The organism is Nonomuraea sp. NPDC049421 (assembly GCF_040677005.1).
Taxonomy (GTDB): domain Bacteria; phylum Actinomycetota; class Actinomycetes; order Streptosporangiales; family Streptosporangiaceae; genus Nonomuraea; species Nonomuraea salmonea.
This window is the reverse complement of sequence record NZ_JBFAQA010000019.1, coordinates 147,627-173,844: the sequence shown is the minus strand read 5'-3', so window position 1 is coordinate 173,844 and position 26,218 is coordinate 147,627. Positions and strand designations below refer to the sequence as shown.

Below are 26,218 nucleotides of genomic sequence, written 5' to 3'. Positions count from 1 at the left end.
AGGGAAAGGGCGGTCAGGGGCGGCGCAGGCGGGTGACGAACTTGTAGCGGTCGCCGCGGTAGAGGCTCTGGGCCCACTCCACCGGGTTGCCGTCGGCGTCGAAGGCGTGCCGGGTGAGCAGGAGCATGGGGAGGCCGACGTCCACCCCCAGGGCCTTGGCGTCGTAGGGGGTGGCGAGGACGGTCTCGATGATCTCCTCGGCGTCCGTCAGGCGCACGTTGTAGGCGTTGTGCAGCGTCTCGTACAGGGAGGCGTGCACCTCGAGCTCGCGGCGCAGGCGGGGGAAGCGGCGGGCGGACAGGTGGGTGGTGTCGATGGAGACGGGCTCGCCGTTGGCCAGGCGGAGGCGGTGGATGCGCAGGACGCGGCCGCCGGGGTTGATGGCCAGGCGGCGGGCCAGGGCCTCGTCGGCGGTGATGTAGCCGATCTCGAGGATCTTGGTGTCGGGTTCGAGCCCGGCGGTGCGCAGGTCCCCGATGTACGAGGTGAGCTGCAGCACCTGGGCCACCTTGGGCTGCGCGACGAAGGTGCCCTTGCCCTGGATGCGCAGCAGCCGCCCCTCGACGACCAGCTCGGTCAGGGCCTGGCGTACGGTGGTGCGCGAGGTCTCGAACCGGACCGCGAGCGTGCGTTCCGGCGGGAGCGCGGTGCCGGGGGAGAGGGTCTTGGTGAGTTCGAGCAGGGCCCGTTTCACGTCGTAGTACTTCGGCACGCGGGGGCTGTCGTCGCTCACGCTCTCACCTTCACTTCTGCCACGGCGGTGAGGGCGTGTCTGGTCACCGCGAGATCATCGGAACTCACTTCGGCCCGAGTGGTCAACCGCGGGCCGCGGCGGCCGACCGGCGCCGGGCGCGTGCGGGTGTGGGCACGCGCGGATCCGGGCAGCTCAGGTTGATGGTGAAGGATATCCACAGCAGTGTGCGCGATCGCAACCGAGACGGGCGCGCGCGCCGTGTCGCGCCGGTGCCGGGAGGACGTCGCGCTCGTGTGGATCACCTCCGGCTCGTCGCGGAGCGGCTCGTTCTCGGCGGCTCGCGGCTTCGGCGGTATGACGCTTCTCACAGTATGAGATTTCGTGACAAGTTCAGCTATGTGGGCGGTGCCGTCACCCTTGTCGTCAAACATGCCCGCCTGCCCGGGGGTCGGTTTGGTTGTTGCGGGGGAAAGCACGCATGATGCACTCGTGCCGACTCTCAGCGACCTCGTAGCCCGCCACACCGCGCTCGACGAAGCGGATCTCGACTGGCTGCACTCGCTGGTCTCCGACTGGCAGCTGCTGGCCGACCTGTCGTTCGCCGACCTCGTGCTGTGGGCGCCGCTGCTGGGAGAGAACGGCTGGATCGCCATCGCCCAGATGCGCCCCACGACGGGCCCGACGGTCTACCACGACGACATCGTCGGCACGGTCGCGGCCAAGGGCGAGCGCCAGCTCATCGACACCGCATGGAACGAGCGGCGCATCTGCCGCGAGGGCGACCCCGACTGGTCCACGGGCGTGCCGGTCAGGGAGGAGACCATCCCCGTACGCCGGGCGGTCGAGGACGGCGAGGCCCGCTTCCTCGCGGTCATCCAGCGCTCGACGAACCTCTCCTCGGCCCGCACCCCCTCCCGGCTGGAGCTGACCTACCTGCAGAGCGCCTCCGACCTGGCGCAGATGGTGGCGGAAGGGCGCTTCCCCTTCTCGGGCGACGAGCCGATCCTGGTCCGCTCGCCGCGCGTGGGCGACGGCCTGCTCAGGCTCGACAGGGCCGGACGCGTCACGTACGCCTCCCCCAACGCGCTGTCGGCCTACCGCAGGCTCGGCCTGCACGCCGACCTCGTGGGCGCCGAGCTGGGCCGGGTCACCGCCCAGCTGTGCTACTCCGACGAGCCCATCAACGAAGACCTCATGATCGTGGCCAGCGGGCGCGCGGCCAAGGAGACGGAGGTCGAGTCGGGCGGCACGATCGTGCAGCTGCGCGCCATCCCGCTGATCGTCGGCGGCGGCCGCATCGGCGCGCTCGTCCTCATCAGGGACGTCACCGAGCTGCGCAGGCGCGAGCGCGAGCTGATGACGAAGGACGCCACCATCCGCGAGATCCACCACCGGGTCAAGAACAACCTGCAGACCGTGGCCGCGCTGCTGCGCCTGCAGGCCAGGCGGCTTCAGGTGCCGGAGGGCCGCGAGGCGCTGGAGGAGGCCGTACGCCGGGTCGGCTCGATCGCGATCGTGCACGAGACGCTCTCGCACGCGCCGGAGGAGTTCGTCGACTTCGACGAGATCGCCGACAGGGTGATCGCCATGGCGGGCGAGGTCTCGTCCCCCGAGGTGGCGGTCACGCCGCGGCGGGTGGGGGAGTTCGGCGTGCTGCCGTCGCTGATCGCCACCCCGCTGGCGATGGCGCTGACCGAGCTGTTGCAGAACGCGTTGCAGCATGGGCGGCCCAAGCGGCTGGAGGTGATGGTCGAGTCCGCGCACGAGCGGCTCAACGTGACCGTCTGGGACGACGGCCGCGGGCTGCCCGACGGCTTCGATCTCGACAGTTCCACCAGCCTGGGGTTGCAGATCGTGCGCACGCTGGTGGAAGGGGAGCTGTCCGGGCGGCTCACCGTCGAGCCGCGCCTGGAAGGCGGCACGGAGGTCGTTCTGTCGATCCCGCTTCCGCCCTGCTGACAGCGCCGTCGTATGGTGGGGAGACTATGAAGGTCTTCAGGCGGTGGCGCGGGCACGGGCGCGGGCGGTGCGGCGCTTGAGCGCGCGACGCTCGTCCTCGCTCAGGCCGCCCCAGACGCCGGCGTCCTGGCCGGACTCGAGAGCCCACTTCAGGCAGGCGTCGACGGCCGGGCAGGAACGACAGACCTGCTTGGCCTCTTCGATCTGCATGAGTGCCGGGCCGGTGTTGCCGATCGGGAAGAACAGCTCGGGGTCCACGTCACGGCAGGCAGCTCGGTGGCGCCAGTCCATGCGTCCACTCCTTAGTAGATGGAGCCTTCGGTCGGGCTCCGTGCGGCTACTTTGTGAAGAGTTTCACTAACTCGCGCGAACAATGACCCGGATCCTGTGAGGACCGGGGTTGCCCGCCGCCCGCCGAGGACCCTGGGGTTGTTAAAGGTCCTACGTTCGGACGTCATGGTTGAGCCTGTCAGCCACGCAGAGTGCACGCAAGGGGGTTGGCGGTAAGTTTTGGCGGTTATGGATGTCGGATGCGTCACACAATGACCGAATGTAACCGGCTAGACCAGAACTTGTAACGCGTTCGGTGTAGACCGGAACGTCACCCTCTCGCGTTCGCCCAGGTAGTCACCGTCCAGCTGGAAGGCCACGGGACGCTCGGCGGTGAGCGTGAACTCGGCCTCGTCGTGGAGCTGGACGAGGTTCCGGCCGGACGGGAGGGCCTCACTCTCCGTGAGGATGTGCCTGATCACCGGCGCGAGTGTGATAGGGCTCATCCTGCGCAGGCCGAGGAGGTCCAGGCCGGTCTCGAAGCTCGCCCACGGGGTGGGGCGCACGGGGCGGCTGCCGACGTACGTCCAGGGCGAGGTGTTGGAGATGATCGCCATGAACACCCCGCCGGCCGCCGGGATGCCGGGACCGGTCACCGTCATCGCGGGATGCCGCTTGTCCGTGGCCAGATAGTGCCTCAGAGCCGTGTTCACATACCGTGTGGGGGTTGCTTTACGGCCGGTGCCCCTCAGGCCCTCCACGGCCCGTACAACCTCGGCGTCGTACCCCATGCCGGAGCAGAACGTGAAGTAGCGGCTCTGGCCCTCCCACAGGGCCTGCCCCAAACCCACGGTCCTGCGCCGGTCCTCCCTGAGCGCCTCCAGCACCTGGCCCGTCGACTCCACCGGGTCGTTGGGCAGGCCGAGCGCGCGGGCGAAGACGTTGGCGCTGCCGCCGGGGATGACGATCAGCCCAGGCCGTCCGGTGCTGGGGTCGTCGAGCGGCGGCGCCTCGCCGCCGTTGACGGGATTGAGCAGGCCGTTGACGGTCTCGTTGATCGTGCCGTCGCCGCCCAGCACGGCCACCACGTCGTAGCCCTTGGCGCGGGCGGTGGCCGCCAGTGACGCCGCGTGACCCCGGTAGCGGGTCTCTTCGACGGCGAGCTCCACGGCCGCCCCGAGCGCGCGGATGAGCACGTCGCGCGTACGGGCGTTCGTGGTCGTGGCCTTGGGGTTGACCAGCAGCATGGCGCGCATGTCGCCAGCGTATCCGGTGGAGCTTGTCCGGCTTATCCGCCGAACGTCCTGTTTCCCGCGCCGCGCGCCCCGGGAGGTAGGGTACGGACCGTGAACGGTCGCCCGCTTACCCTCCTCATCGCCGCCGCGGTCGTCGCCGTCGAGGGCCTCGTGGCGCTCGGGCTCGGCGTCTTCGTCGCCGTGGAGACCCTGACAGGCAGGCCAGACGACATGACCACCGCCGTGGCGGAGGCGGTCTTCGGGTTGCTGGTGGGTGCCGGGCTGCTCTGGGTGGCCTGGGGCGGGCTGTTCCAGATGGAGCGGTGGGGGAGGTCGCCCGCGGTGCTGACCCAGATCTTCATGCTGCCGATCTCCGTCACGCTGATCCAGTCGGACCAGCCGCAGCTCGGCATCCCGCTGATCGTGGTGGCCCTGGCCGGGCTGGTGACGCTGCTCGCTCCTCCCACCACCCACGCGCTCTACGGCGACGGTTAGCCGCGTTTTCCGCACGTCGCGCCGGGCGGGTGCGGAAAACCCGGTCAGTCGTCGGCCGTCAGGCCCTCGCGCAGCTGGGCCAGGGTGCGGGCCAGCAGGCGCGAGACGTGCATCTGGGAGATGCCCAGCTCGGTGGCGATCTGTGACTGCGTCATGTTGCCGAAGAAGCGCAGCAGCAGGATGCGCTTCTCGCGCGGCGGCAGCCGCTCCAGCAACGGCTTGAGCGACTCGCGGTATTCGACGCCCTCGAGCGACTCGTCCACGATGCCGAGCGAGTCGGAGACCGCGGGCGCGTCGTCGTCGCCCGAGTCGGGCGCGTCGAGCGAGACCGTGGAGTAGGCGTTGGCCGACTCGAGCCCCTCCAGCACCTCCTCCTCGGTCATCTTGAGGTAGGTGGCCAGCTCGGCCACCGTCGGGGCACGCCCCTCGCGCTGCGACAGGTCGCTGATCGCCTTGGTCAGCGAGAGCTTGAGCTCCTGCAGCCGGCGCGGCACGCGAACCGCCCAGCCCTTGTCACGGAAGTGCCGCTTGATCTCACCGACGATGGTGGGCGTGGCGTAGGTGGAGAACTCCACGCCGCGGTTGAGGTCGAACCGGTCGATGGACTTGATCAGACCGATGGTGGCGACCTGGGTGAGGTCGTCGAGCCACTCGCCCCTGTTGCGGAAGCGGCGCGCCAGGTATTCGACCAGGGGAAGGTGGAGCTCGACCAGCTCGTCCCTGATGCGCTGGCGGCGCGGCTCCTCGGGGCCCAGCTCGGCCAGCTCGGCGAAGAGCATGCGGGCACGCACCCGGTCGGGCACGGCGTGTTCGCTGGTGGCCATGGCTCCAGTCCTTTCCGTCACGCCGGCCCCGCCGCATTCTGGGCAGCGCCTCGGCGCTTACGCAGGACGATCGCCATACGGTCGGGGGAGCCGGTCACCGCGTCGACGTCGTCGGCCAGGGCGGTCAGGACCATCCAGGCGAAGTCATCGCGTTTGGGCGCGGAGTTGCCGACGGTGGTCACCTCCACTCTGACCTGCATCTCCTGCCCCGTCAGCTCGAACTCGGCGGTCAGGTCGGTGCCCGGCACCGCCTCGCTGAGCAGCATGGCGCAGGCCTCGTCGACCGCGATGCGCAGGTCCTCGATCTCGTCCAGGGTGAAGTCAAGCCGCGCGGCCAGGCCGGCGGTAGCCGTACGCAGCACAGACAGGTAGGCACTCGCCGCGGGGAGCCTGATGCTCACCACGTCGCGGATGCCGGCCACGCCTTCCGCGCGCGTCTCGGTTTCCTCGGTCACGTTCCTCCTCGCGAATCCGGCGCTGACTGCAACTTACCGCCCCTGAGCGGTGCTTGGACGATTCAGACTCGCCATCAACGGAAAAGGCTCTGTGCGGCCGGGGACCGCACAGAGCCTTATGTGCCGTTTTAGGCGGCCTTGGTCTCCCAGAAGATCTTGGAGATTTCGTCGATCTTGCCCAGCAGGTCCTCGGCCTTGGCCACCTCGACGGTGCCCTTGGCGCCGGCCGCGCCGGCCAGCTTCGTGGCGTCCCAGAAGAGCTGGTGCAGCTGCGGGTACTGCTCCAGGTGCGGGGGCTTGAAGTAGTCGGTCCAGAGCACCCAGAGGTGGTGCTTGACCAGCTCGGCGCGCTCTTCCTTGATCTTGATGGCGCGGGCGCGGAAGACCGGGTCCTCGTTGGCCGCGTACTTCTCCATGATCGCCTTGACCGACTCGGCCTCGATGCGGGCCTGAGCGGGGTCGTAGACCCCACAGGGCAGGTCGCAGTGTGCGGAAGCGACATGCTTGGGTCGTAGCAGTCGTGCGAGCATCAGAAAGTCCTTCCTGGATGCTGAATCAGCTTGGTCCACTAACCGACCTTACTCGGGTCCCGACGCCTGCGGAGTAGGGGGTCACAGCCGATGAGAGTGCGTGTCGAAGGTGATTCGATGCGGCCCGCGCTGCTGCCGGGCGACTGGCTGCTGGTCCGGCGGGGCGCCGCCGTACGTCCTGGCGACCTCGTCGTCGCCCGCCTGCCCGGCGACCCCGACCGGCTGATCGTCAAACGCGCCCAATGGCACGGCGCCGACGGCTGGTGGCTGGAGAGCGACAACCAGCGGGCCAGCGGGCGCCGCGACAGCTGGGACTTCGGGCCGGTCCAGGACGTCGTGGGCCGCGTCGTGCTGCGCTACTGGCCACTGATCCGCCGCCCGCCGGCCGGCCGGGCGGCGTCGCGGCGGCGGGCGCGGTAGGCGGCCACGTTGGCGCGGCTGGCGCAGCGGGCCGAGCAGTAGCGGCGCGAGCGGTTGGACGAGGTGTCGAGGAAGGCGCGGCGGCAGCGCGGCTCGTGGCAGCGCCCCAGCCGGTCCACGCCCAGCTCCGCCACGACCGCGGCCAGGCCCATCACGGCCGTCGCCGCGGGGTCGTCGGCCAGGTGCAGGTGCCAGCCGTGGCCGTCGTGGTCGGACAGCTGCGGGCGTACGGGATAGCGCTCCAGCAGGGCGTTGAGCCGCGACGCCACCGCGCGCTCGTCACCGGCGGCGTCGAACACGGCGGCCAGCTCGTCGCGCAGCCCGCGCAGCTCGGCCGGCGGCGCGAGGTCGTTGGCCAGCCGGACCGCCCACTCCGCGTAAGAGGTCAGGTCCATGCCGGTGTATTACACCAGAAGGGCGGGCGCGCCGCGCGCGTCCCGCCCTCCGGTCGGAGAGAAGCGTCAGTCCTCCGGGTGCAGCACGCGGTGCAGGAACGTCCGCGTGCGCTCCTGCTGCGGATCGCCGATCACCTGGGACGACGGCCCGTCCTCGACGACCACGCCGCCGTCCATGAACACCACCCGGTCGGCCACCTGGCGGGCGAAGCCCATCTCGTGGGTGACCACCAGCATCGTCATGCCCTCCTCCGCCAGCTTGCGCATGACGGTGAGCACGTCGCCGACCAGCTCGGGGTCGAGCGCCGACGTGGGCTCGTCGAAGAGCATCAGGTCGGGGCTCATGGCCAGCGCCCTGGCGATGGCGACCCGCTGCTGCTGGCCGCCGGAGAGCTGGGCCGGCAGGGCGTCGCACTTGGCGCCGACGCCCACCTTGTCCAGGTTCTCCCGGGCGATGACCTCGGCCTCCTTCCTGCCCCGCTTGAGCACCCGCCGCTGGGCGACCATCACGTTCTCCAGCGCGGTCATGTGCGGGAACAGGTTGAACTGCTGGAAGACCATGCCGATGCGGCGGCGTACGGCGTCGATGTCCACGTCGGGGTCGGTCACCTCGACGCCCTCCACGAACACCTTGCCCCTGGTCGGCGTCTCCAGCAGGTTCACGCAGCGCAGCAGCGTGGACTTGCCGGAGCCCGAGGGCCCGATCACGCAGACCACCTGGCCGGTGTCCACGGTCATGTCGATGCCCTTGAGCACCTCGTTCTGGCCGAAGTACTTGTGCAGGTCGCGCAGTTCGATGGCGTGCGTCATCGCGTCCTCCCCTTACGTCCCTCCAGCCGGGACGCGAGGTAGCCCAGCGGGATGGTGACGATCAGGTACGTCACGCCGGCGACCATGATGGGCGTGGCGTTGGCGAACTGGGAGGCCAGGTCGTTGCCGAACTTGGCCAGCTCGACGTACTCGCCGGAGACGCCGAGGAACAGCACCAGCGACGAGTCCTTCAGCAGGGCCACGAACTGGTTCGTCGTCGGCGGGATGACCATCCTGATCGCCTGCGGGATCACCACCGTGACCTGCGCCCTGGTGGCGGACATGCCGAGCGAGCGCGCGGCCTCCGTCTGCCCCTTGGGCACGGCCTGCAGGCCCGCGCGGAACACCTCCGCCTGGTAGGCCGCGCCCACCAGGCCGAGGCCCAGGATGCCCTGTCCGTACGTGCCGCCGGGGACGGCGAAGCCGGGCAGCGCCAGCGGCAGGAACGTGATCATCAGGAAGATCAGCAGCGCGGGCAGGCCGCGGAAGATCTCGATGTAGACGATCGCGATCCACCGGTACGGCAGCACCTGCGACAGCCGCATCAGCGCCAGCACCAGACCCAGCAGGAACGAGAACAGGAACCCGCCCACCGCGTAGATGATCGTGTTGCGCAGCGCGACCGTGAACAGGTCGGGCAGGGCCTCGCGCGCCACGTCGCCCTTCGCGAAGTTCTGGGCGAGGCTGCCCCAGTCGGCGTAGAGGACGACGCCGACCAGCGCGAGGACCAGGACGGCGTACTGGATGCCCCGGCTGATCCGCTGCTTCTTGCGGGGGCTGAGCCTGGCGCGAGCAGGCTCAGCCGTCTTGGGCTGCTCGGCCATGGATCAGCTGCCCAGCTCGCCGGGCTTCTTGCCGAACCACTTCACGTAGATCTTCTCGTAGGTGCCGTCCTGCTTGGCCTTGGCGATCTCCTCGTTGATCGTCTTGAGCAGGGTCGGGTCGGCGTTCTTCTTCAGGCCGATGCCGTACTGCTCGCCGGTGTCGAGGCTGGCGATCAGCTCGAACTTCTCGGCGACGTCGGACTTCTTCAGCCAGGTGAGCACGACGGGCAGGTCCTGGACGACGACGTCGGCCTGGCCCGCCTGCAGGGCGAGCAGTTCCTTGGCGGAGTCGGCGTACTCGGTGGGGTCGAAGCCCTGCTTCTTGACGTAGTCGAGGCCGGTGGTGCTGGCCTGCGCGCCCAGCTTGAGACCCTTGGCCTTGACGTCCTCGAGCGACTTGGCGCCGGTGCCCTTCTTGGCCAGCAGCGCCTGCGTGGCGTCGAAGTAGGGCTCGGAGAAGTCGATGTTCTGCTGCCGCTCGGGGGTGATGGTCATGCCGGCGGCGGCGACGTCGCACTTGCCCGCGGCCATCGCGGCGCCGCTCTTGATGACGGCGAAGTCGATGTCGACGATGTTCTGCTCGACGCCGAGCTTCTTCGCGGCCAGGTCGACGATGTCCACGTCGAAGCCGACGACCTTGCCGCTGTCGTCCTTGAACTGGAACGGCTCGTACGGGATGTTCGTGCAGACGGTGAGCTTGCCGGGCTGCACCAGCTTGACGCCGGCGGCCGCGCCGGTGGCGCTCGCGCTGGTGGTGCCGGAGCTCGAGCCGCTCTCGCCGCCGCACGCGGACAGCGCGAGGGCGGCGGTCAGGGCGAGCGCGCCGGCGGCGTAGCCGCGGCGGCCCTTGGGGCTGAGGGCCATGTACGGCCTCCTCGAGAAGTGAAATGCCATGACGTGCGTTTTGTGCAGTTTAAATGGGGTTTTGTGCGTATCTGTCATCGGACGTTTAACGATGCGTCAACGGAACGGCGTCAGAGCCGACACCAGGCCGGATGCGGACGGCCGCAAGGCCCTGTGAGCGCGGCGACTCCGCAGGAACGACTCAGCGGGAACGACATCGATCACCGTCTCACGATGTGGCACTATGGGGACACGGGTGACCCCCGAACCCCCTCAACGAGACGATCGGCGAGGGGACTCTGGCAGCTACCGAAGCCAGCCCGCTCGCGCTCGTACGCCGAAGGTTTCTCCGCTACCAATCACTACAGGGGTCGCTGTGGCTGCCACGCCCGCTTCTGATTCCACCGCACTCGACGCCGATCCTGCCTTCGCCCTGCATCGCGGCGGCAAGATCGAGATCCGCTCCACCGTGCCCGTCCGCGACGCGGACGACCTGTCACTCGCCTACACGCCGGGCGTCGCCAGGGTCTGCTCCGGCATCGCCGACGATCCCGCGCTCGCCGCCGACTACACATGGGTCTCCCGCGTGGTCGCGGTGATCTCCGACGGCACCGCCGTGCTCGGGCTCGGCGACATCGGCCCGTCGGCCGCCATGCCGGTCATGGAGGGCAAGGCGCTGCTGTTCAAGGAGTTCGCGAACGTCGACGCCGTTCCGCTCTGCCTCGACTGCACCGACGTCGACGCGCTGGTCGAGACCGTCACCAGGCTCGCGCCCTCGTTCGGCGGCATCAACCTCGAGGACATCAGCGCCCCCCGCTGCTTCGAGGTCGAGCAGCGGCTGCGCGACGCGCTCGACATCCCCGTCTTCCACGACGACCAGCACGGCACCGCCATCGTCGTGCTGGCCGCGCTGAAGAACGCCGCCCGCCTGACCGGCCGCACGCTCGGCGACCTGCGCGCCGTCGTGGCCGGAGCCGGCGCGTCCGGCGTCGCCGTCACCCGCATCCTGCTGGAGGCGGGCATCGGCGACATCGCGGTCTCCGACTCCAAGGGCCTCATCTACGACGGCCGCGACGGGCTCAACCCGGTCAAGCAGGCGCTCGCCCGCGACACCAACAAGGCGGGGCACACCGGCTCGACGGAGGAGGCGCTGGCGGGCGCCGACGTGTTCGTGGGGCTGTCGGGCTCGACGGTCTCCGAGGCGGCCATCGCGTCCATGGCGCCGGGGTCCATCGTCTTCGCGCTGTCCAACCCGACGCCCGAGGTGCACCCCGACGTGGCCGCCAGGCACGCCACGGTGGTCGCCACCGGCCGCTCCGACTTCCCCAACCAGATCAACAACGTGCTCGCCTTCCCCGGCGTCTTCCGGGGCGCGCTCGACGTGCGGGCCGGGTCGATCACCGAGAACATGAAGGTGGCCGCCGCCGACGCGCTGGCCGGCGTCGTGGGCGACGACCTGTCGGCGACGTACGTCATCCCGAGTCCCTTCGACGAGCGGGTGGCGCCGGCCGTCATCGCCGCGGTGGCCGCGCAGGCCAGGGCCGACGGCGTCGCACGCCTCTGACCTCCGCTTAGGGGCGGGTGCGGGCCTTTCGGCCCGCGCCCGCCCCTTTTGCGCTCCTCGACGCGCTGATTACCCGACCGTTTCCCGGGTAGGTGAAGTCGCCGTCCAGGAGCGGGCCGCCGGTACGACCTGGCGCGACACCGGCGGTGGGGTGGGTTGGAGTTGGGGTGACCTTTGGGAACCGTCATAAATCCTTTACCCAAGGTGCTATAACAGTAGCTCTCTGTAAGGATGTGGGCGCCGACTCCTGTGACGAGGAGAGCGATGGAACGCGAGCCGAACCGACTGCTGCAGCAGCTCATCGCAGAGGCGGGCTTCTCCCACAAGGGACTGGCCAGGCGCCTCAACGATCTCGGAGCAGCCCGTGGCACCCCGGGCCTCAAGTACGACCACAGCTCCGTGCTGCGCTGGATCGGCGGTCAACGGCCGCGCGACCCGGTTCCCAGCCTGCTCAGCGAGATCTTCGCGCTGCGGCTGGGCAGGCCGGTCACCTCTGAGGACCTCGGCATGCCGGCCACCATCACACCCCTCGATCTCGGGCAGGAGTTCACGCACACGTGGCAGGAGGGGGTCGCGACCGTGACGGCACTGTGGCGGGCCGATGTAGAGAGACGGAGGTTCCTGATCGACTCGACGTTCGCGATAGGAGCCGGCTCCGTTGGAGCCGTACGCTGGCTGACGTCCCCGCAGGAGGGACGCATGAGCGGCATGGGGGCGCGGCGGATAGGCCGCGCCGACATCGCCGCGATCCACGAGGTCACCCGTTCGTTCAGTGAGCTCGACAACCGGTTCGGCAGCGGCAGGGTCCGCTCGTCCGTGATCAAATACCTCGACACCGCCGTCTCCCCGTTGCTCAAGGACGGCGCCTACGACGAGGCCACCGGCCGCAAGCTGGCCTCCGCAGCCGCGGAGCTGACCAGGCTGGCCGGCTGGATGGCCTACGACATGGAGCAGCACGGTCTCGCCCAGCGCTACCTCATCCAGGCCCTGCGCCTGGCCAGGGGCGCCGACGACCAGACTCTGGGCGGCGAGATCCTGGCCGGGATGGCTCACCAGGCCATCTACATGGGCCAGCCGGCACACGCGCTCGACCTCGCCAGGGCCTCCCAGCTGGCGGCGCGCAAGGCCGGCGTGCAGACACTCCTCGCCTCCGCCCACGTCCTCGAGGGGCACGCGCACGCCGGGCTGGGCGACTCCCGGTCCTGCGGCGCCTCGCTCAACGAGGCGGAGCGCGCCTTCGAGGCCCGCAGGCCCGCCGACGAGCCCACCTGGCTCGGCTACTTCGACGAGGCCTATCTGTCCGCCAAGTTCGCCCACTGCTTCCGTGACCTCGGTGAGGGCGAGCGGGCCGTCCGCCAGGCGCGGCGGTCCCTCGACATGGACGGCCGTTACGTACGGGGGCGGATGTTCAACCTGTCGCTGCTGGCGGCGGGGCTGCTCCAGTGCGGCGAGCTGGAGGAGGCGTGCTCGGCCGCCGGCAGCGCGCTGGCGCTGGCGGGTGAGCTGCAGTCGGCGCGGTCCCGGTCGTACGCGGCCGACCTGCGGCGGCGGCTCGAACCGTACAAGAACGAGCGGCCGGTGATGGTGCTGCGGGAGCGCAGCCGCGAGCTCACCGCCGTATGAACCTGCCGTACGAACGCGCGAACGACCCGCACCCCGGCGAGACGGCGGGGTGCGGGCCGTCGGCGGCGGGTGCTTACGTCAGCAGCTCGCCCTTGGGGGTCACGATGGCCCCGGTGTCCTTGAAGCTGGCCTTGTTGTAGACGTCGGCGACCTCGCCGTCGAAGATGGCCGAGCTGATGTGGTCGATCCGGTTGTTGCCGTCGTTGTCGGCGAAGACGCTGGTCACGCCGTTGACGTAGCCGGTGCGCTTGCTGTTGTTGTACTTGATGAGCCAGGGGCCGCCGTCGGCGCCGCCGGTCATCGAGCACTTCAGCATCTGGTGCGTCTCGACCTTGAACGTGTTGACCTGCACGGACTTGGTGTAGGTCTTGCCGGAGCACCACTTCGGCGTCACACCGGAGTACGGCTTGTTGCCGTCGGGGTGCGGGGCGCTCGGGTAGCCGAAGGCCGTCACGCTCTGGCCCAGCGGCTGGTTCCAGGCCACGCCCTGGCCGCCGACCACGTCGCCGAGCGCGCCGAGGTCCTTGGCGATGCCGACCATCCACTGCGCCTGGTAGTACTTACGGCCGCTGTCGGGCTTGACCCACTTCTGCGTGTAGTAGTGGGTGATGGTGTAGTTGCCGAGCTTGTCCTTGCCCTTGGTGCCGAGGCCCTTGTACGCCTGGTACTGGTTGGCCGTGACCTGCTCCACGATCGGCTCGCCGAACTTGAAGCCCTGGCCCTTGCCCACGCCGGCACGGTCGTAGGTCGCCTTGCTGACCTCGACCCGCTCGAGCGCGGCGTCCGGGTGGTCAGGACCGACCAGCGACGGCGTCCCGTGACCCTGCGACCAGCACTCGCCCAGGTTGAGCTTGCACTTGACGAACTCCTGCGCGGTGATCTCGCGCGGCTTCATCCACTTGTCGCCGAGCCACTCGTCGAACTCCTTGCGGGAGACCGCCCGCTCGGGAGCCAGGGAGAAGCCGTTGTGGACCGCGACGAAGGCGAAGTCGCCGTCGTAGTCGTCGTAGGTGTCAAGGTCGTAGGCGGTGAAGGCGTACGCGCCGACGTACACGCCCCAGGGGGCCTTGCCCTGGTAGTAGCCGGGGACGAAGACCCACTTGTCGAACACGTCATCCTTGCCGTGCTCGAACACGCAGTGACCGGCGGTGGCGACGAGGTTGCGGTTCCTCGACTGGATGGAGGTGGCGGAGCACCAGCGGTACCGGCCCTGCTCGTCAAGGAAGAAGACCTTGCCGATCGTCTTGGGCAGGTTGACGTTCTTGCTGGTGGTGGCCTTGCTGGTGGTCGTCGGGCCGGTCATGCCCGGCTTGCCGTCCGGCACGGTCTTGCTCTGCGCGGAGACGAGCTTCGGGACGTCCTTGGTGTCCAGGGTGTACTGCGTCGCCTTACGGAGTGCGGCTCCGTTGGCGTCCAGCCAGAAGAAGGCGTCTCCGTACGCGTCGGCTGGCTTCGGGGTGAGGTTCTCGGAAGCCCAGCTCGGCTGGGCGGAGGCGGGTGCGGCGAGTACTGCGGCGCTGAGGCCGGCGCTTACAAGGGGGATGAGCAGGCGCTTCAACGGAGGCTCCACTGTTGTCAAAAAGGGTGTAAAGACCCTATCGACCCACCAGTCACTCTGGTAAGGGATATTCCCAAATTGGGCCGAAAAAGGCCGAAGGGCCCGGCTGGCTGCCGAGCCCTTCGGTTCCTAGCTGCTGAACAGGAACAAGTCGCTGTCCACGAAGCCGTGTCTTACTACGGGACGAGCTTGCCGGACCACGAGGCCGCAGCGGCCTTGTAGACGACGTTGGTCTCACCGTCGAAGTAAGGCGTGGTGATCGTGTCGTAGCGGTTGTTCTTGTCGGTGTCGGCGATGAGGCTGGTGACACCGTTGACGTAGCCGAGACGCTTGGCGTTGCTGTACTTGTACAGCCACGGGCCACCGTCGTAGCCGGCGGTCACGGCGCACTTGAAGGACTGCTGCTCCTCGACCTTGCGGGACGGGATCTGCAGGGCCTTGTGCGAGGTCTTGCCGTAGCACCACTTCGGCGTGACACCGGTGTAGGGCTTGTTGCCGTCGGGGTGCGCGCCCTGCGGGTAACCGAACGTCCGGACGTACTTACCGGACGGCTGGTTCCACGCGAAGCCCTGGCCACCGACGTTGTCGCCCAGACGGCCGCCGCTCTTGAGGCCGCTGACGACGGTGTAGAAGTCCTTACGGACCCAGCCCTTGTCCTCGCCCTTCTTCACCCACAGCTGGGTGAAGTAGTGCGTGATGGTGCTGTTGCCCGCGCGGTCCAGCTTGACGGTGCCGGGGAACTCCGCGTTCGGCTTGGCCGGCTTGTTGTGCCGCGGGTCCCAACCCTGACCCTTGAGGTACTCGAGGGCCTGGTTGTAGGTGACCTGCTCGACCTCGGGCTCACCGTACTTGCGGCCCTGACCCTGACCCGAGCGGGCGCGGAAGTACTCGGCGGCGGTGACCTCGTGCTTGGTCACCTCGGCGCCCGGGTAGTTGGGGCCGACGGCCTCGTCGGGGGTGCCACCCTTGAAGACGTAGACGTCCTTGTTGTGCGGGTCGAGGCGCTTGCGAGCCTCTTCCCGGCTAACCGGGACCTCCTTGACGAACTTCTCGCCGCGGTACTTCTTGAACTCGTCCCACGTAACCTTCTTGGGCTCCTTGGCGGAACCGGCGAGGGCGTCGTAGACGGTGACGAAGGCGTAGTCGCGGTCGAAGTCCTCGTACACCTCGAAGTCGTAGTGGGTGAAGGCCTGCTTACCCACGTACAGACCCCACGGAGCCTTGCCCTGGTAGTAACCGGGGACGAACACCCAGCGGGAGACGACTTCCTTGTTCGAAACCACGTCGTAGACGCAGTGCCCGGCCGTGGCGACCAGGTTGCGGTACTGCGACTGGATCGAGGTGCCGGAGCACCAGTACAGCTTGCCGTCGTGGCCCTCGAAGAACACCTTGCCGATGGTCTTCGGGAGGTTGACGTTCTGCACCTTGGCGGCGGACTTCTTCTCCTCGCCGATCGGCGCCGTGGCGCCCGGCTTGGTGTCAGAGGTATACCCGCCACCGGTCACGGTCTTCTTGACCTCGAGCGCGTCGGGGCTGAAGGCCGTGGCGCCCTTGAGCGCCGCGTTGTTCGACTTGGTCCAGAACTCGACGACTTCCTGGGCCTGGGCCGCGGTCTTCGCCAGGTCGGCGTTGGCCACGGTGTTGTCGGCCTGAGCGGTGCCGGCCAGGCCGGCAGCCAGGAGACCAGTGGCCAGAACGGCGCCACCGGCCGGGAGGAGGATGCGCTTCACGGTAACTCCTTGCGCTGTCGTGGAACGCCTCTTGCGTCCCATGCGTCAGTAAAGGGATGGCAGGAACATACAGTGTCGATCTTGAGGTCCGGTAGCCGCTTTGGAAGGAAAAGAGGCGACTCGTCGGGCGTGATCGATCTGTGATGTTTAAGAGGCGTTGGCGCAGAAGCTCGGAAGAAGGCGATCTCTCTCCCATTTGCCCTGATCAACATAAAGAAGCTGTGAGTGGGGCGTCCGGGGAGCGAGGCGTTCCGTCGGTCCGGCCGAGGCGGGCTATGTGACGCACATCACATTGGGTTGATGGCACCGTATCGGGCTCCCGTGCGTCCAAAGGGCTTCACCTTCGGGGGTGGAACGCAGAAGGGCCCGGCAGATGCCGGGCCCTTCGCGTGTAACAGGTCTACGAACGGTTCAGGACCGGTCGCTGGCCGTTACGTCAGACAACCTTGCCGGACCACGAGGCCGCAGCGGCCTTGTAGACGGTGTTGGTCTCGCCGTCGAAGTACGGCGACGAGATGTAGTCCACGCGGCCGTTGCTGTCCTGGTCGTTGAAGGTGCTGGTGACACCGTTCACGTAGCCGAGACGCTTGGCGTTGCTGTAGTTGTACAGCCACGGACCACCGTCGGCGCCCTCGGTCATGGCGCACTTGAGGGCGACGTGCTCCTCGATCTTCTTGGCAGCCGAACCGACCAGCTTCTTGGTGGTCTTGCCGTAGCACCACTTCGGAGTAATGCCGGTGTAGTTCTTGTTGCCGTCGGGGTGAGCAGCGGCCGGGTAGCCGAACACGCGGATGGCCTTGCCCGTGGGCTGGTTCCACGCGAAGCCCTGACCGCCGACGTTGTCACCGAGCCGACCCGCGTCCAGGGACTTGTGGTCGATGATGTAGAAGACGGTCTTGTAGAACTTCGTGTCCGAGCCCGGCTTGTACCACTGCTGCACGAAGAAGTGCGTGATGGTCCAGTTGCCGCGGCGGTCACGCTCGACCTTGGCCGGGTACTTGAAGGAGTTCCGACGCTGCTTGGCCTTGTAGGCGGCGGCGTCGTTGGCGGTCACGTTCTCGGTGACGGGCTCACCGAACTTGCGGCCGTTGCCCTTGCCGACACCGGCGCGGTTGTAACGACCCTCGGAGACCTCGACCTTGCCGACGGTGGCACCCGGGAAGTCGGGGCCCGTCGCCTCGGGGGCGGAGCCACGCTTGACCCAGTAGGACTCGGTCGACGTGGGGTCAACCGAACCCTTCAGGTACTCTTCCTTGCTGATCTCGACGTCCTTGGAGTCCTTCAGGCCCGTGTACTTGTCCCACTCGGCCTTGGAGACGTTCTTGCTGGACTCGGAACCGTCGACCTTGACACCGTTGTAAACGGTGACGAACGCGTAATCGCGGTCGTAGTCCTCGTAGACGTCGAAGTCGTAGTGGGTGAAGGCCTGCTTACCCACGTAGATGCCCCAAGGAGCCTTGCCCTGGTAGTAACCGGGGACGAAGACCCACTTGTCCATCACGTCAGCGTTGGCGCCGGTGTCGTAGACGCAGTGCCCGGCCGTGGCGACCAGGTTGCGGTACTGCGACTGGATCGAGGTGGCGGAGCACCACTTCTTCTCGCCCTTGCCGTTGACGAAGAACACCTTGCCGATGGTCTTCGGCATGTTGACGTTCTGCACCTTGGCGGCGGTCTTCTTCTCCTCGCCGATCGGCGCGGTGGAGCCCGGCTTGGTGTCCGTGGTGGAGCCGCCCTTGCTCTGCAGCCTGGCGACGTCGCTCTTCTCCCAGACGTTGGACTCGGTGGCGGCCTTGAGGGCGGCACCGTTGTTCTCGGCCCAGAAAGAGGCGATCGCGTTCGCGTTGGCCGCAGAGGTCGCCAGGTTGTCCTTGGCGACGTCAGACGCGGCGGAGGCCGTACCGGCGAGGCCGGCGGCCAGCAGACCGGTGGCGGCAATGACGCCACCGGCGGGGATGAGGATGCGCTTCAAGGGAACTGCTCCTTGCTCTGTCGTGGGTCGCAACTTGCGTCCCATGCGTCAGTAAAGGGATAGCAAGGAACATAGCGTGGTGATCTCCGCAGGTGAAACCCGCTTCGGAAGATCCGGTAGTCACCCTTACCGCCGTGACCTTTCCGTTATCAGTCAGAGATCTTCGCGCGGCGTGACGGGGAGATCACGTTATTGCAGGGTACGCGGGGGGTAATGCTCTTGGTACGGAAGTTTCGTTAGTGTCCCGATACTCTGTGTCATCGGGTGATCGTGACGCAGATCACAGGAACCGAATTGGAGCCTCAGCCCGTCTAAGCTCACCCGCGCTCCCAGGTGATCTTCAGCTTTGCCCTATTGACCTCTCAGGAAGCCCGTCCGCGCGGGGGTTCTGGACGCGTTCCGGGCAGGCTCCCGACAGGCTCCGGACATGCGAAGACCTCCGTGCCGTTGGCCGGCCGGAGGTCTGCTGAGGGCGCGAGGGGCCTTTCTGGGCCCGTGAAAACAAGACGAGGGCCTCGGAGACCGAGGCCCTCGCTTCCCCTGGTAGGGCTTACTTGTACAGCTCGCCGTTCGGGCCGACGATCTTGCCCGACCACACGTTCTTGGCCGCGTTGTAGACCGAGGCCGTCTCGCCGTCGAAGTACGGCGAGGTGATGTAGTCGATGCGGTCGTTGCCGTCCTGGTCGGCGAAGGTGCTGGTGACGCCGTTGACGTAACCGGTGCGCTTGCCGTTGCTGTAGTTCAGCAGCCACGGGCCGCCGTCGTAGCCCGGGGTCACCGCGCACTTGAGGCCGACGTGCTCCTCGATCTTCAGCCAGGAGGCGCCGAGCTTCTTGCCGGTGGTCTTGCCGTAGCAGTGCTTCGGCGTCACGCCGCTGTACGGCCGGTCGCCGTCGGGGTGCGGCGCGGCCGGGTAGCCGAACGTGCGGACCGGCTTGCCCGTGGGCTGGTTCCACGCGAAGCCCTGGCCGCCGACGTTGTCACCGAGCCGGCCCGCGTCCTTGACCACCAGGAGGTGGTAGCGGCCGCCCCAGGAGCGCTTGGGGCCGGTGAAGCGCTGGTAGTCGCGCTTGTTCACCGGCTTGACGCGCTGGAGGGTGATGCCGTTGTAGACGGTGACGAACGCGTAGTCGCGGTCGTAGTCCTCGTAGACGTCGAAGTCGTAGTGGGTGAAGGCCTGCTTGCCCACGTAGATGCCCCAAGGAGCCTTGCCCTGGTAGTAACCGGGGACGAAGACCCACCTGTCGAGCGTGTCCTTGTTGCTGTCGGTGTCGTACACGCAGTGGCCGGCCGTGGCGACCAGGTTGCGGTAGTTCGACTGGATCGAAGTGGCCGAGCACCAGCGGAACTTGCCGTGCGCGTCGACGAAGAAGACCTTGCCGACGGTCTTGGGCAGGTTCACGTTCTGGCCGCCGGCCGCCTTCGTGCCGCCGGTGGGGGCGGTCGTGCCGGGCCGGCCGTCAGGGGTGTAGCCGCCCTTGGAGACGACCTTCCTGACTTCCTTCGAGTCCCACGTGTACTGGGTCGCCGACCGGAGCGCGGCACCGTTGGAGGCGAGCCAGAAGGAGGCGATGGAGACCGCGGCCGAGGAGTTGCGGGCCATCGGGTCGTGGGCGACACGCGCGGCGGCCTGCGATGTCCCGGTCAGGCCGGTGGCGAGCAGACCGGTGGCCAGGACGGCGCCGCCGGCGGGCAGGAGGATTCGCTTCAACGTAACTCCAGGTTGCGCTGGCGAGGAGGCGCCTCGTGGCCCTCCTGAACTCAGCAAATGGACAGCCCGGAACCTACAGCTTTGATCCTCTTCCTGGGAATTTGCTGTAGATCATCCCCATGCTCTCCAAGCGCGCCGTGATCGTCTCGTGACAGAGAAGCTGCTGGACGTCTGAGGGTGCCGATCGGTTTCTATGATCTACGTCACATTTGCCGGGGTGGTCAGCCCGGCCGCGTGCCGGTAGACCTCCCCGGTGGTGGTGTCGAAGTAAGGGGACGACACCGCGTCATAGCCGCCCTTGGCGTCCCTGTTCCAGGTCAGGCTGTTGACGCCGTTGAGGCTGCCGAGCCGGCGCGTGTCGTCGTAGCCGATCACCCACGGGCCGCCGCTGGCGCCCGGGCTGAAGTCGCACGGCGCCAGCTCCACGCCCTTCTGCAGGTCGCGGCTGGGCGCGACGGTGAAGCGCGTCGTGCGCTCCCTGCACTTCATCAGCTTCTTGCCGTTGAACGGGGTCGAGCCGTCGGGCTGCACGCCCGCCGGGTAGCCGAAGGCGGCCGAGGTGTATGTGCCCGGCTTCTTGTTCAGCGCGATGCCGAGCCCGCCCACGTTGTCCTGGAGCCGGCCGACGTCCTGCATGACGTAGCCGCCGTCCTTGGCTGTCCAGGTGAAGCCCCGGTGCACGGTGACGAACGCGTAGTCGTAGTCGTAGTCGGCCCGGCCCGACCAGTCCTCGTGCAGGCTGATCGACGAGCCCACGTAGATGCCGTACGGCGTCTCGCCGTTGGGGCCGGGGTTGGGGACGAAGATCCAGTAGTCGGCGGGCTTGGCCTGGCGGGAGTCGTACGCGCAGTGTCCCGCCGTGGCGACGACGCTGCGATTCCTTGCCGCGACCGAGCTGGCCGAGCACCAGTACTCCTTGTCGCCGAACCGGAAGAAGACCTTGCCCATGGTGCTGGCGGCCCCGCCCTTGCGCGGCGGCACGGCGTTGACGCTCTGCGCGGCGATCGAGCGCCTGACCGCCGCCACGGGGGCGGCGGAGGCGGTGGTGGTCGCGGCGGCGTTCTCCGAGGTGCCCGGCGTCGCCGGGTTGAAGCTGTCGGCCTTCTTCAGGCGGTCGGGCTTCCAGTATTCGGCGACCCGCTGGACGTCGGCCGCGGTCTTGGCCAGCGGCGCGGCGTAGACCTTGCTCGCCGGGGCGGCATGGGCGATCCCCGTGAGTGTGGGCAGGGTCAGCGCAGGCAGCATCAGCAGCGCGCTGCTGAGGGCAGCGGCCGCGAGGTGCCTGGCTCGGGGGATCATCAAATGCCTTTCTCGGGTCGTAAGGGTGGATTTTTCCAGAAGTGTTGACTGTATTGCAGCTCGGATAGAGATTCGTTACCTGATCAAGAGTGTGCCGTGAGGTATAAGGACTCCGTCAGGCATACGTGTAAATGATCATTAACTTGCCGTGTTACCGCAGGTCGGAGGCCGGTTCAGCGTACCTGGAATTGTGCGTGGCCCGGCCGGGGCGCGGGTGCTCGGCGCGATCGCATTTGGGCATGGCCGCAGGCCCCGGAACCAGGGGAACCGGGGCCCGGGGTGCCGTTCGATCACCGCGGCATGTTGCCGGTCCAGCGGTTGGCCGCGGCCTTGTAGACCTTGTAGGTGTCGCCGTTGAAGTACGGCGAGGAGATGTGGTCGTAGCGGTCGTTGCCGTCGGTGTCCCACGCGACGCTGTTGACGCCGACGAGGTAGCCCGTGCGTGATGCGCTCTTGTAGTTGTAGAGGAGCGGGCCGCCGCTCGCGCCGGCCGTGAACGAGCACTTGACGCCGATGTGCTCCTGGAGGTTGTACTTCTTGGCCTCCGGCATCGCCTTGGTCTTGCCGTAGCACCACTTCATGGTGCGCCCGGTGAACGGCTTGTCGCCGTCGGGGTGCTCGCCCGCGGGGTAGCCGAACGAGAACACGTTCAGCTTGGTGCTCCTGTTCCAGGTGAAGCCCTGACCACCGACGTTGTCGCCGAGCCTGCCGACGTTCTTGACCGTCCACCGCCAGCGGTTGCCGGACTTCTCCCAGTTGACCTTGATGCCGTTGTAGACGTTGACGAACGCGTAGTCGTAGTCGTAGTCCTCCTTCACCACGAAGTCGTCGTGCGCGTTGAAGGTCTTGGCGGCGTAGATGCCGTAGGGGGCCTTGCCGGTCCAGGCGGTGTCGCCGTCCCAGTACGACGGGATGAAGACCCAGTTGTCGTAGAAGGTGTTCTTCTTCGTGTCGTACACGCAGTGGGCCGAGGTCGCCACGAGGTTGCGGTACTTGCCCTGCACGGAGCTGGCCGAGCAGTAACGCCAGTTCTTCGGGTTGCGGGGGTCGGTCTTCGGCAGGGTGAAGAACACCCGGCCGACGGTGTTGGGCAGGTTGACCTGCTTGCTCTTCTTGGACGTTGCGCCCTTCTCCGCGCCGATCGGCGGGACGGAGCCGGCCGGGCCGTCAGGGGTGTCGTTGCTGCCCTTGACGCCGCGGGTGGACAGGTCGAGGCCGTCGTCGTAGTCGGTGGCTCGCTTGACGCGGTCGGGGGTCCAGAACTGGACGGCCTGCTCGGCGGGGGTCGCCGCGTTCCTGGAGATGACGTCGGAGCGGGCAGTGGTGGTCGTGGCGGTGCTCGCCGTGGCGCTGCTCACCGTTCCCGCCGTCAGCCCGACGGCCATCAGGCCGGCCAGGGGGATCGCGATGCGCCTTGCTCGGGAAGACATGGAGCTCCTCTCAGCTTTCGGCGGCCCAGAGCGGGGTACGGCGCCCCGATGGGCCAGGAAAACGCTCGAAACGTTAATGAATGGCCTGACTGGGCCGCCAGAAAGCGATGAGAAAAGGCATGGGACGGTCCCGTTCCGTTATCAGAATGCATATTGCCGATCGGTATTTTCGCTGGTCGAAGCCGTGATCAATGCCTTTGGCAACAGTGGTAACGGCTATTATCACGCGCCACTCGACGTGCCGCGCTTATCAACAGAGCGATGTTCTGGTTAGCTGGGTTCATGGATCCACGCACCCCCTGTCTCATCGGCATCGCGCAGCGCACGATTCGCGAACAGCCCGGCCCGGAACCGCTCGAGCTGTGGGAGTCGGTGGCGCGCGAGGCCGCCGGCGACGCGCGGCTGCCTCTTTCGCGGCTCGGCTCGCTCCAGGTCGTCTGGACCGACTCCTGGCAGTACGACTCGCCCGTCGGCCGGCTCGCGGAGCGGCTCGGGGCCGCGCCACGCCATCGCGCGTACTCGGCCGTCGGTGGCACCGCGCCGCAGCTGCTCATCGGGGCTGCGGCGGCCGGGATCGCGGCGGGCGAGTTCGACAGCGCGCTCGTGGCCGGGGCCGAGGCGCTGGCGACGCGGCGGGCGTACCGGAAGGCGGGGGAGCACGTGCCGTGGAGCCATCCGGCCGACCCCAAGCCGCCGTACGGGTGGGAGCGCCCGCCGCACCCGTCGGCGCTGGCGCACGGGCTGTTCCTGCCCGTGCACACCTACCCGATCATGGAGACCGCCCGGCGGGCGCTCCTCGGGGTGACGATCGAGGAGGAGATGCGCGAGCGGGCCCTGATGATGGCGCCGATGACCGAGGTGGCCGCCGCCAACCCCTATGCGTGGCGGCGGACCGTGCGCACCGCCGGCGAGCTCGCCGCCGACCGGCGGTACGTCGGCTGGCCGTACACGCGCTCCACGGTGGCCGTGCTGGAGGTCGACCAGGCGGCGGCCGTCGTGCTCGCCGGCACCGCGCTCGCCGACCGGCTGGGGGTGCCCGCCGAGCAGCGGGTGTACCTGCGGGGGTGGGCGTACGCGGAGGACACCTGGGAGGTGGCCGCGCGGCCCTCGCTGGGCTCGTCGCCCGCCGCCGGCGCCGCCGCCCGCGCCGCCTTCGACCGCGCCGGGCTCGGGCTCGGCGACATGGACGCGCTCGACGTCTACAGCTGCTTCGCGGTCGCGCTCCGGCAGGCGTGTGACGCGTTCGGGCTCGACCCCTTTGATCGGCGGGGGCTCACCGTCACGGGCGGGCTGCCGTACGCGGGCGGACCCGCCAGCGACTACGTGCTGCACTCGACGGCCACCATGGCCGGGCTGCTGCGTGCCCAGTCGGGGCACGGGCTGGTGACCGGGGTCGGGATGCACCTGACCAAGCACAGCTGCGCGGTGTGGTCGAGCGAGCCCGGCGGGCGGGCGGGTGACCCCGCGCCCGTCCACGTCGGCAAGGAGGTGCCCCTGGTTTCCGCCTGCTCGGGGACCGGGACGGTGGCCGGGTACACGGTGGCGCACGGGCGGGACGGGGGCTTCGAGAAGGGGTTCGTCGTGGTGGAGGTGCCGGGCTCCGGGCGGGCTTATGCGGTGGTCGTGGAGGAGGAGCTGCTGGCCGAGGCCGAGTCGCGGGAGCTGGTCGGGAAGGAGGTGCGGGTGGTCACGGACGGCAAGGTCAATGTGGCTTCGTGGTGACGTGAAGTGAGCGCAAAGTTGTGACGATGCGACTACTATCTGTTCTTGACATTTTTATGTCACTGGCTCACGCTGGAGCCATGCGGAGGACAACAGTGCGCATCGACGAAGCGCTCCTCAACGAGGCGAAGGCCTACGCGGCCAGAAACGGACGAAGCCTCACCTCAGTGATGGAGGACGCCTTGCGCCAACTGCTCAACCGCTCCACGGAGGCGGCCGAACGGCCCCGCGTGGAGCTCGTCACCAGCAACGCGAAGCTGAAGCCGGGGATCGAGCTGACCCCCGAGTACATCCACTTCCTGATGGAGCAAGACGACATCGAGAAGTATGGGCAGGTGCACGACGATGCTGCTCAGTGACGTCAACATCCTCGTCAACGCCTTCCGCACGGAAGCGCCGCACCACGTCGTCTGCCACAAGCTGCTCGAGGAACAGGTCAACGGCGAGTCCGCCTACGCGGTCTCCGACTTCGTGATCAACGGGTTCATCCGGGTGCTCAGCATCACGGCGATCCACTGCGACCCCCCACCGACCATGCGGCAGATCCTCGCCTTCGCCGAGCAGGTCCGCAACCAACGCCACGCCATCGTCGTCGCCCCCGGGGAGCGTCACTGGGAGATCTTCACGAGGCTCTGCAAGCAGACCGACGCCCGCAGAAAGCTCATCCCCGACGCCTATCTCGCCGCGCTCGCCATCGAGCACGGTTGTGAATTCGTGACCTGCGATACCGACTTCGCCCGGTTCGAGGGGTTGCGCTGGCGGTCGCCACTCAATTGAACTGAGGACAAAGGGCGCAAGCCAGCACTACTCGGCTAGGAACGTCGGTGGCTGACCGGTTCGACGTCATCGAGGCAGGGGGGCGCGGCCGTCGCCGGTGGGTCGGAGTGACGGTGGTGGTGGCGCTCGTGGTCATCTGTGCCGTCAACCTGCTCAACCGGCGCGAGCCCGCCCCCATGACCGATGCCGAGGGGCCGACGCCCGCGCCGATCCGGTCCCTCACCAGGGTGCAGAGCGAGCCCAACATCCTCACCGCGCCCGCCACCCGCAAGGGCGGCGACCGGGTGCTGCCGGTCGTGTTCCCCGACGGCGCCCTGGGTGAGGTGCGTTATCCGGCTGAGCTGGGGCTCGCTGAGATGGGGTCGCGGCCGTTCTGGGGCGGGTGGGTCGACGGGCGGTTCCGGCAGTTCGTCGCTCCTTACCTCGGTGAGGTCGAGGTCACCCGGGGCGGGCAGCCCATCAGGAACTTCACCTCCAACGTCACCCTCTGGCCGCGCCAGGCCGGTGGCGGGTCCTACGGGCAGGTGCTGCTGTTCGCGTTCGGGCCGTGGCGGCTGGCCGTCTATGACCGGGGGCCGGGGCTGACGTTCGAGCAGCGGATGACGCTGGCCCGCCAGATGAAGGGCCGGGTGACCAAGGACGGCTACCTCGTGCTGTCGGCCGGCAAGGGCGTCCGGCTGGCTCCGCCCGGCACGGTCGTGCAGGGTTATCCCGCCGGGCCGCAACTGTGGTTCGGCGGCGGGATGGGCGAGCTGGTGGCACTCGTCCCGACGCCCGGCTGCGCGTCCAAGGCCAAGATGCCGGCGGTCACCGACGGCCGCGGGCGGCGCGGCGAGATGGTCTGCCGCGATGACGTCCTGGTGGCGGTCACCGGCCCACCCGAGTTCCGCCGCACCGTCCTCGACGACCTCCGCATCACCCTCCGCTGACCATCTCTTGTCGGGAACCGGTCCCCACGTCACCGCCACCTGACAGAGGCGGCGGGAGGAGAGCGCCTTTCAGGTGGTGGGTGGTTTCTTTCTCCTTTCTTCCCGCTGGTGGTTGCTTCTCGGTAGGTGGGTGTGGGGGTGGGGTGGGAGGG

26 protein-coding genes are annotated in these 26,218 nt (G+C 68.2%); 9 read left to right on the top strand and 17 right to left on the bottom strand.

Annotated elements, in window-relative coordinates:
* Positions 1 to 13: 13 nt before the first annotated feature.
* A complete protein-coding gene (locus AB0K18_RS29755; protein ID WP_364376788.1) occupies positions 14 to 733 on the bottom strand; it encodes a GntR family transcriptional regulator in 720 nt (239 codons plus the stop codon).
* Complete coding sequence (locus AB0K18_RS29750; RefSeq protein ID WP_364920589.1) at positions 730 to 1,125, bottom strand: hypothetical protein; 396 nt, start codon at positions 1,123 to 1,125, stop codon at positions 730 to 732. The genes AB0K18_RS29755 and AB0K18_RS29750 overlap by 4 nt, the downstream gene beginning before the upstream one ends.
* Positions 1,126 to 1,183: 58 nt before the next feature.
* On the opposite strand from AB0K18_RS29750, the gene AB0K18_RS29745 reads away from it, so the two are divergent.
* On the top strand, positions 1,184 to 2,653 hold the full coding sequence (locus AB0K18_RS29745) for a histidine kinase N-terminal domain-containing protein (RefSeq protein WP_355414746.1): 1,470 nt from the start codon (positions 1,184 to 1,186) through the stop codon (positions 2,651 to 2,653).
* A 36-nt stretch (positions 2,654 to 2,689) separates the two neighbouring features.
* On the opposite strand, the gene AB0K18_RS29740 is transcribed toward AB0K18_RS29745, so the two are convergent.
* Both AB0K18_RS29740 and AB0K18_RS29735 read right to left on the bottom strand, forming a co-directional pair.
* Positions 2,690 to 2,944 carry a WhiB family transcriptional regulator gene (locus AB0K18_RS29740; protein ID WP_345389576.1) on the bottom strand — a complete coding sequence of 85 codons (255 nt, stop codon included), beginning with the start codon at positions 2,942 to 2,944 and terminating at the stop codon, positions 2,690 to 2,692.
* A gap of 269 nt (positions 2,945 to 3,213) precedes the next feature.
* Positions 3,214 to 4,179, bottom strand: coding sequence for a diacylglycerol kinase family protein (locus AB0K18_RS29735; protein ID WP_364920586.1), 966 nt, complete (start codon positions 4,177 to 4,179; stop codon positions 3,214 to 3,216).
* A gap of 90 nt (positions 4,180 to 4,269) precedes the next feature.
* Between AB0K18_RS29735 and AB0K18_RS29730 the strand changes: the two genes are divergently transcribed.
* Entirely contained in the window at positions 4,270 to 4,653 is a 384-nt protein-coding gene (locus tag AB0K18_RS29730; protein ID WP_364920584.1) for a hypothetical protein, read from the top strand.
* A 44-nt stretch (positions 4,654 to 4,697) separates the two neighbouring features.
* Here AB0K18_RS29730 and AB0K18_RS29725 read toward each other — a convergent pair whose 3' ends face one another.
* The 3 genes from AB0K18_RS29725 to sodN all read right to left on the bottom strand — a co-directional run bounded on the left by AB0K18_RS29725 (position 4,698) and on the right by sodN (position 6,462).
* Positions 4,698 to 5,477, bottom strand: coding sequence for an RNA polymerase sigma factor SigF (locus AB0K18_RS29725; protein WP_186404427.1), 780 nt, complete (start codon positions 5,475 to 5,477; stop codon positions 4,698 to 4,700).
* Positions 5,478 to 5,494: 17 nt separating this feature from the next.
* The gene (locus AB0K18_RS29720) at positions 5,495 to 5,932 is read right to left on the bottom strand and encodes an anti-sigma factor (RefSeq protein WP_364920581.1); all 438 of its coding nucleotides are present in this window, start codon (positions 5,930 to 5,932) and stop codon (positions 5,495 to 5,497) included.
* 128 nt (positions 5,933 to 6,060) lie between these two features.
* Positions 6,061 to 6,462 carry a superoxide dismutase, Ni gene (sodN, locus tag AB0K18_RS29715; RefSeq protein WP_148442130.1) on the bottom strand — a complete coding sequence of 134 codons (402 nt, stop codon included), beginning with the start codon at positions 6,460 to 6,462 and terminating at the stop codon, positions 6,061 to 6,063.
* 90 nt (positions 6,463 to 6,552) lie between these two features.
* Between sodN and AB0K18_RS29710 the strand changes: the two genes are divergently transcribed.
* Positions 6,553 to 6,882 (top strand): S24 family peptidase, encoded by a 330-nt coding sequence (locus AB0K18_RS29710; RefSeq protein ID WP_364920579.1) that lies wholly within the window; start codon positions 6,553 to 6,555, stop codon positions 6,880 to 6,882.
* Here AB0K18_RS29710 and AB0K18_RS29705 read toward each other — a convergent pair.
* The 4 genes from AB0K18_RS29705 to AB0K18_RS29690 all read right to left on the bottom strand — a co-directional run bounded on the left by AB0K18_RS29705 (position 6,819) and on the right by AB0K18_RS29690 (position 9,775).
* Positions 6,819 to 7,277, bottom strand: a complete 459-nt coding sequence (locus AB0K18_RS29705; RefSeq protein ID WP_355414736.1) for a CGNR zinc finger domain-containing protein — start codon at positions 7,275 to 7,277, stop codon at positions 6,819 to 6,821. The genes AB0K18_RS29710 and AB0K18_RS29705 overlap by 64 nt on opposite strands.
* A gap of 66 nt (positions 7,278 to 7,343) precedes the next feature.
* A complete protein-coding gene (locus AB0K18_RS29700; RefSeq protein ID WP_364920576.1) occupies positions 7,344 to 8,087 on the bottom strand; it encodes an amino acid ABC transporter ATP-binding protein in 744 nt (247 codons plus the stop codon).
* The gene (locus tag AB0K18_RS29695) at positions 8,084 to 8,911 is read right to left on the bottom strand and encodes an amino acid ABC transporter permease (protein ID WP_345389550.1); all 828 of its coding nucleotides are present in this window, start codon (positions 8,909 to 8,911) and stop codon (positions 8,084 to 8,086) included. The genes AB0K18_RS29700 and AB0K18_RS29695 overlap by 4 nt, the downstream gene beginning before the upstream one ends.
* 3 nt (positions 8,912 to 8,914) lie before the next feature.
* Positions 8,915 to 9,775, bottom strand: coding sequence for an ABC transporter substrate-binding protein (locus AB0K18_RS29690; protein ID WP_364920573.1), 861 nt, complete (start codon positions 9,773 to 9,775; stop codon positions 8,915 to 8,917).
* A gap of 355 nt (positions 9,776 to 10,130) precedes the next feature.
* Between AB0K18_RS29690 and AB0K18_RS29685 the strand changes: the two genes are divergently transcribed.
* Positions 10,131 to 11,318, top strand: a complete 1,188-nt coding sequence (locus tag AB0K18_RS29685; RefSeq protein WP_364920570.1) for an NADP-dependent malic enzyme — start codon at positions 10,131 to 10,133, stop codon at positions 11,316 to 11,318.
* Positions 11,319 to 11,582: 264 nt separating this feature from the next.
* Positions 11,583 to 12,941, top strand: a complete 1,359-nt coding sequence (locus AB0K18_RS29680) for a hypothetical protein (protein WP_364920568.1) — start codon at positions 11,583 to 11,585, stop codon at positions 12,939 to 12,941.
* A gap of 73 nt (positions 12,942 to 13,014) precedes the next feature.
* On the opposite strand, the gene AB0K18_RS29675 is transcribed toward AB0K18_RS29680, so the two are convergent.
* From AB0K18_RS29675 to AB0K18_RS29650, 6 genes are all read right to left on the bottom strand, one after another.
* Positions 13,015 to 14,499: a hypothetical protein gene (locus AB0K18_RS29675; protein WP_364920565.1), complete on the bottom strand. Its 1,485-nt coding sequence runs from the start codon at positions 14,497 to 14,499 to the stop codon at positions 13,015 to 13,017.
* Positions 14,500 to 14,675: 176 nt separating this feature from the next.
* Positions 14,676 to 16,229, bottom strand: coding sequence for a hypothetical protein (locus tag AB0K18_RS29670; RefSeq protein ID WP_364920562.1), 1,554 nt, complete (start codon positions 16,227 to 16,229; stop codon positions 14,676 to 14,678).
* A gap of 436 nt (positions 16,230 to 16,665) precedes the next feature.
* Entirely contained in the window at positions 16,666 to 18,198 is a 1,533-nt protein-coding gene (locus AB0K18_RS29665) for a hypothetical protein (RefSeq protein ID WP_364920560.1), read from the bottom strand.
* Between the two features lie 550 nt (positions 18,199 to 18,748).
* Entirely contained in the window at positions 18,749 to 19,909 is a 1,161-nt protein-coding gene (locus tag AB0K18_RS29660; protein ID WP_364920557.1) for a hypothetical protein, read from the bottom strand.
* A gap of 198 nt (positions 19,910 to 20,107) precedes the next feature.
* Complete coding sequence (locus AB0K18_RS29655) at positions 20,108 to 21,211, bottom strand: hypothetical protein (protein WP_364920554.1); 1,104 nt, start codon at positions 21,209 to 21,211, stop codon at positions 20,108 to 20,110.
* Positions 21,212 to 21,498: 287 nt separating this feature from the next.
* Positions 21,499 to 22,638, bottom strand: a complete 1,140-nt coding sequence (locus tag AB0K18_RS29650; protein ID WP_364920552.1) for a trypsin-like peptidase domain-containing protein — start codon at positions 22,636 to 22,638, stop codon at positions 21,499 to 21,501.
* Positions 22,639 to 22,920: 282 nt separating this feature from the next.
* Here AB0K18_RS29650 and AB0K18_RS29645 point away from each other — a divergent pair, with 282 nt between their 5' ends.
* The 4 genes from AB0K18_RS29645 to AB0K18_RS29630 all read left to right on the top strand — a co-directional run bounded on the left by AB0K18_RS29645 (position 22,921) and on the right by AB0K18_RS29630 (position 26,066).
* Positions 22,921 to 24,360, top strand: coding sequence for an acetyl-CoA synthetase (locus AB0K18_RS29645; protein WP_364920549.1), 1,440 nt, complete (start codon positions 22,921 to 22,923; stop codon positions 24,358 to 24,360).
* A 95-nt stretch (positions 24,361 to 24,455) separates the two neighbouring features.
* Entirely contained in the window at positions 24,456 to 24,719 is a 264-nt protein-coding gene (locus AB0K18_RS29640; RefSeq protein WP_364376749.1) for a DUF6364 family protein, read from the top strand.
* Positions 24,706 to 25,137: a type II toxin-antitoxin system VapC family toxin gene (locus tag AB0K18_RS29635; RefSeq protein ID WP_364376746.1), complete on the top strand. Its 432-nt coding sequence runs from the start codon at positions 24,706 to 24,708 to the stop codon at positions 25,135 to 25,137. Before AB0K18_RS29640 ends, AB0K18_RS29635 begins: the two co-directional genes overlap by 14 nt.
* Positions 25,138 to 25,184: 47 nt before the next feature.
* Positions 25,185 to 26,066: a hypothetical protein gene (locus AB0K18_RS29630; protein WP_364920545.1), complete on the top strand. Its 882-nt coding sequence runs from the start codon at positions 25,185 to 25,187 to the stop codon at positions 26,064 to 26,066.
* Positions 26,067 to 26,218 lie beyond the last annotated feature (152 nt).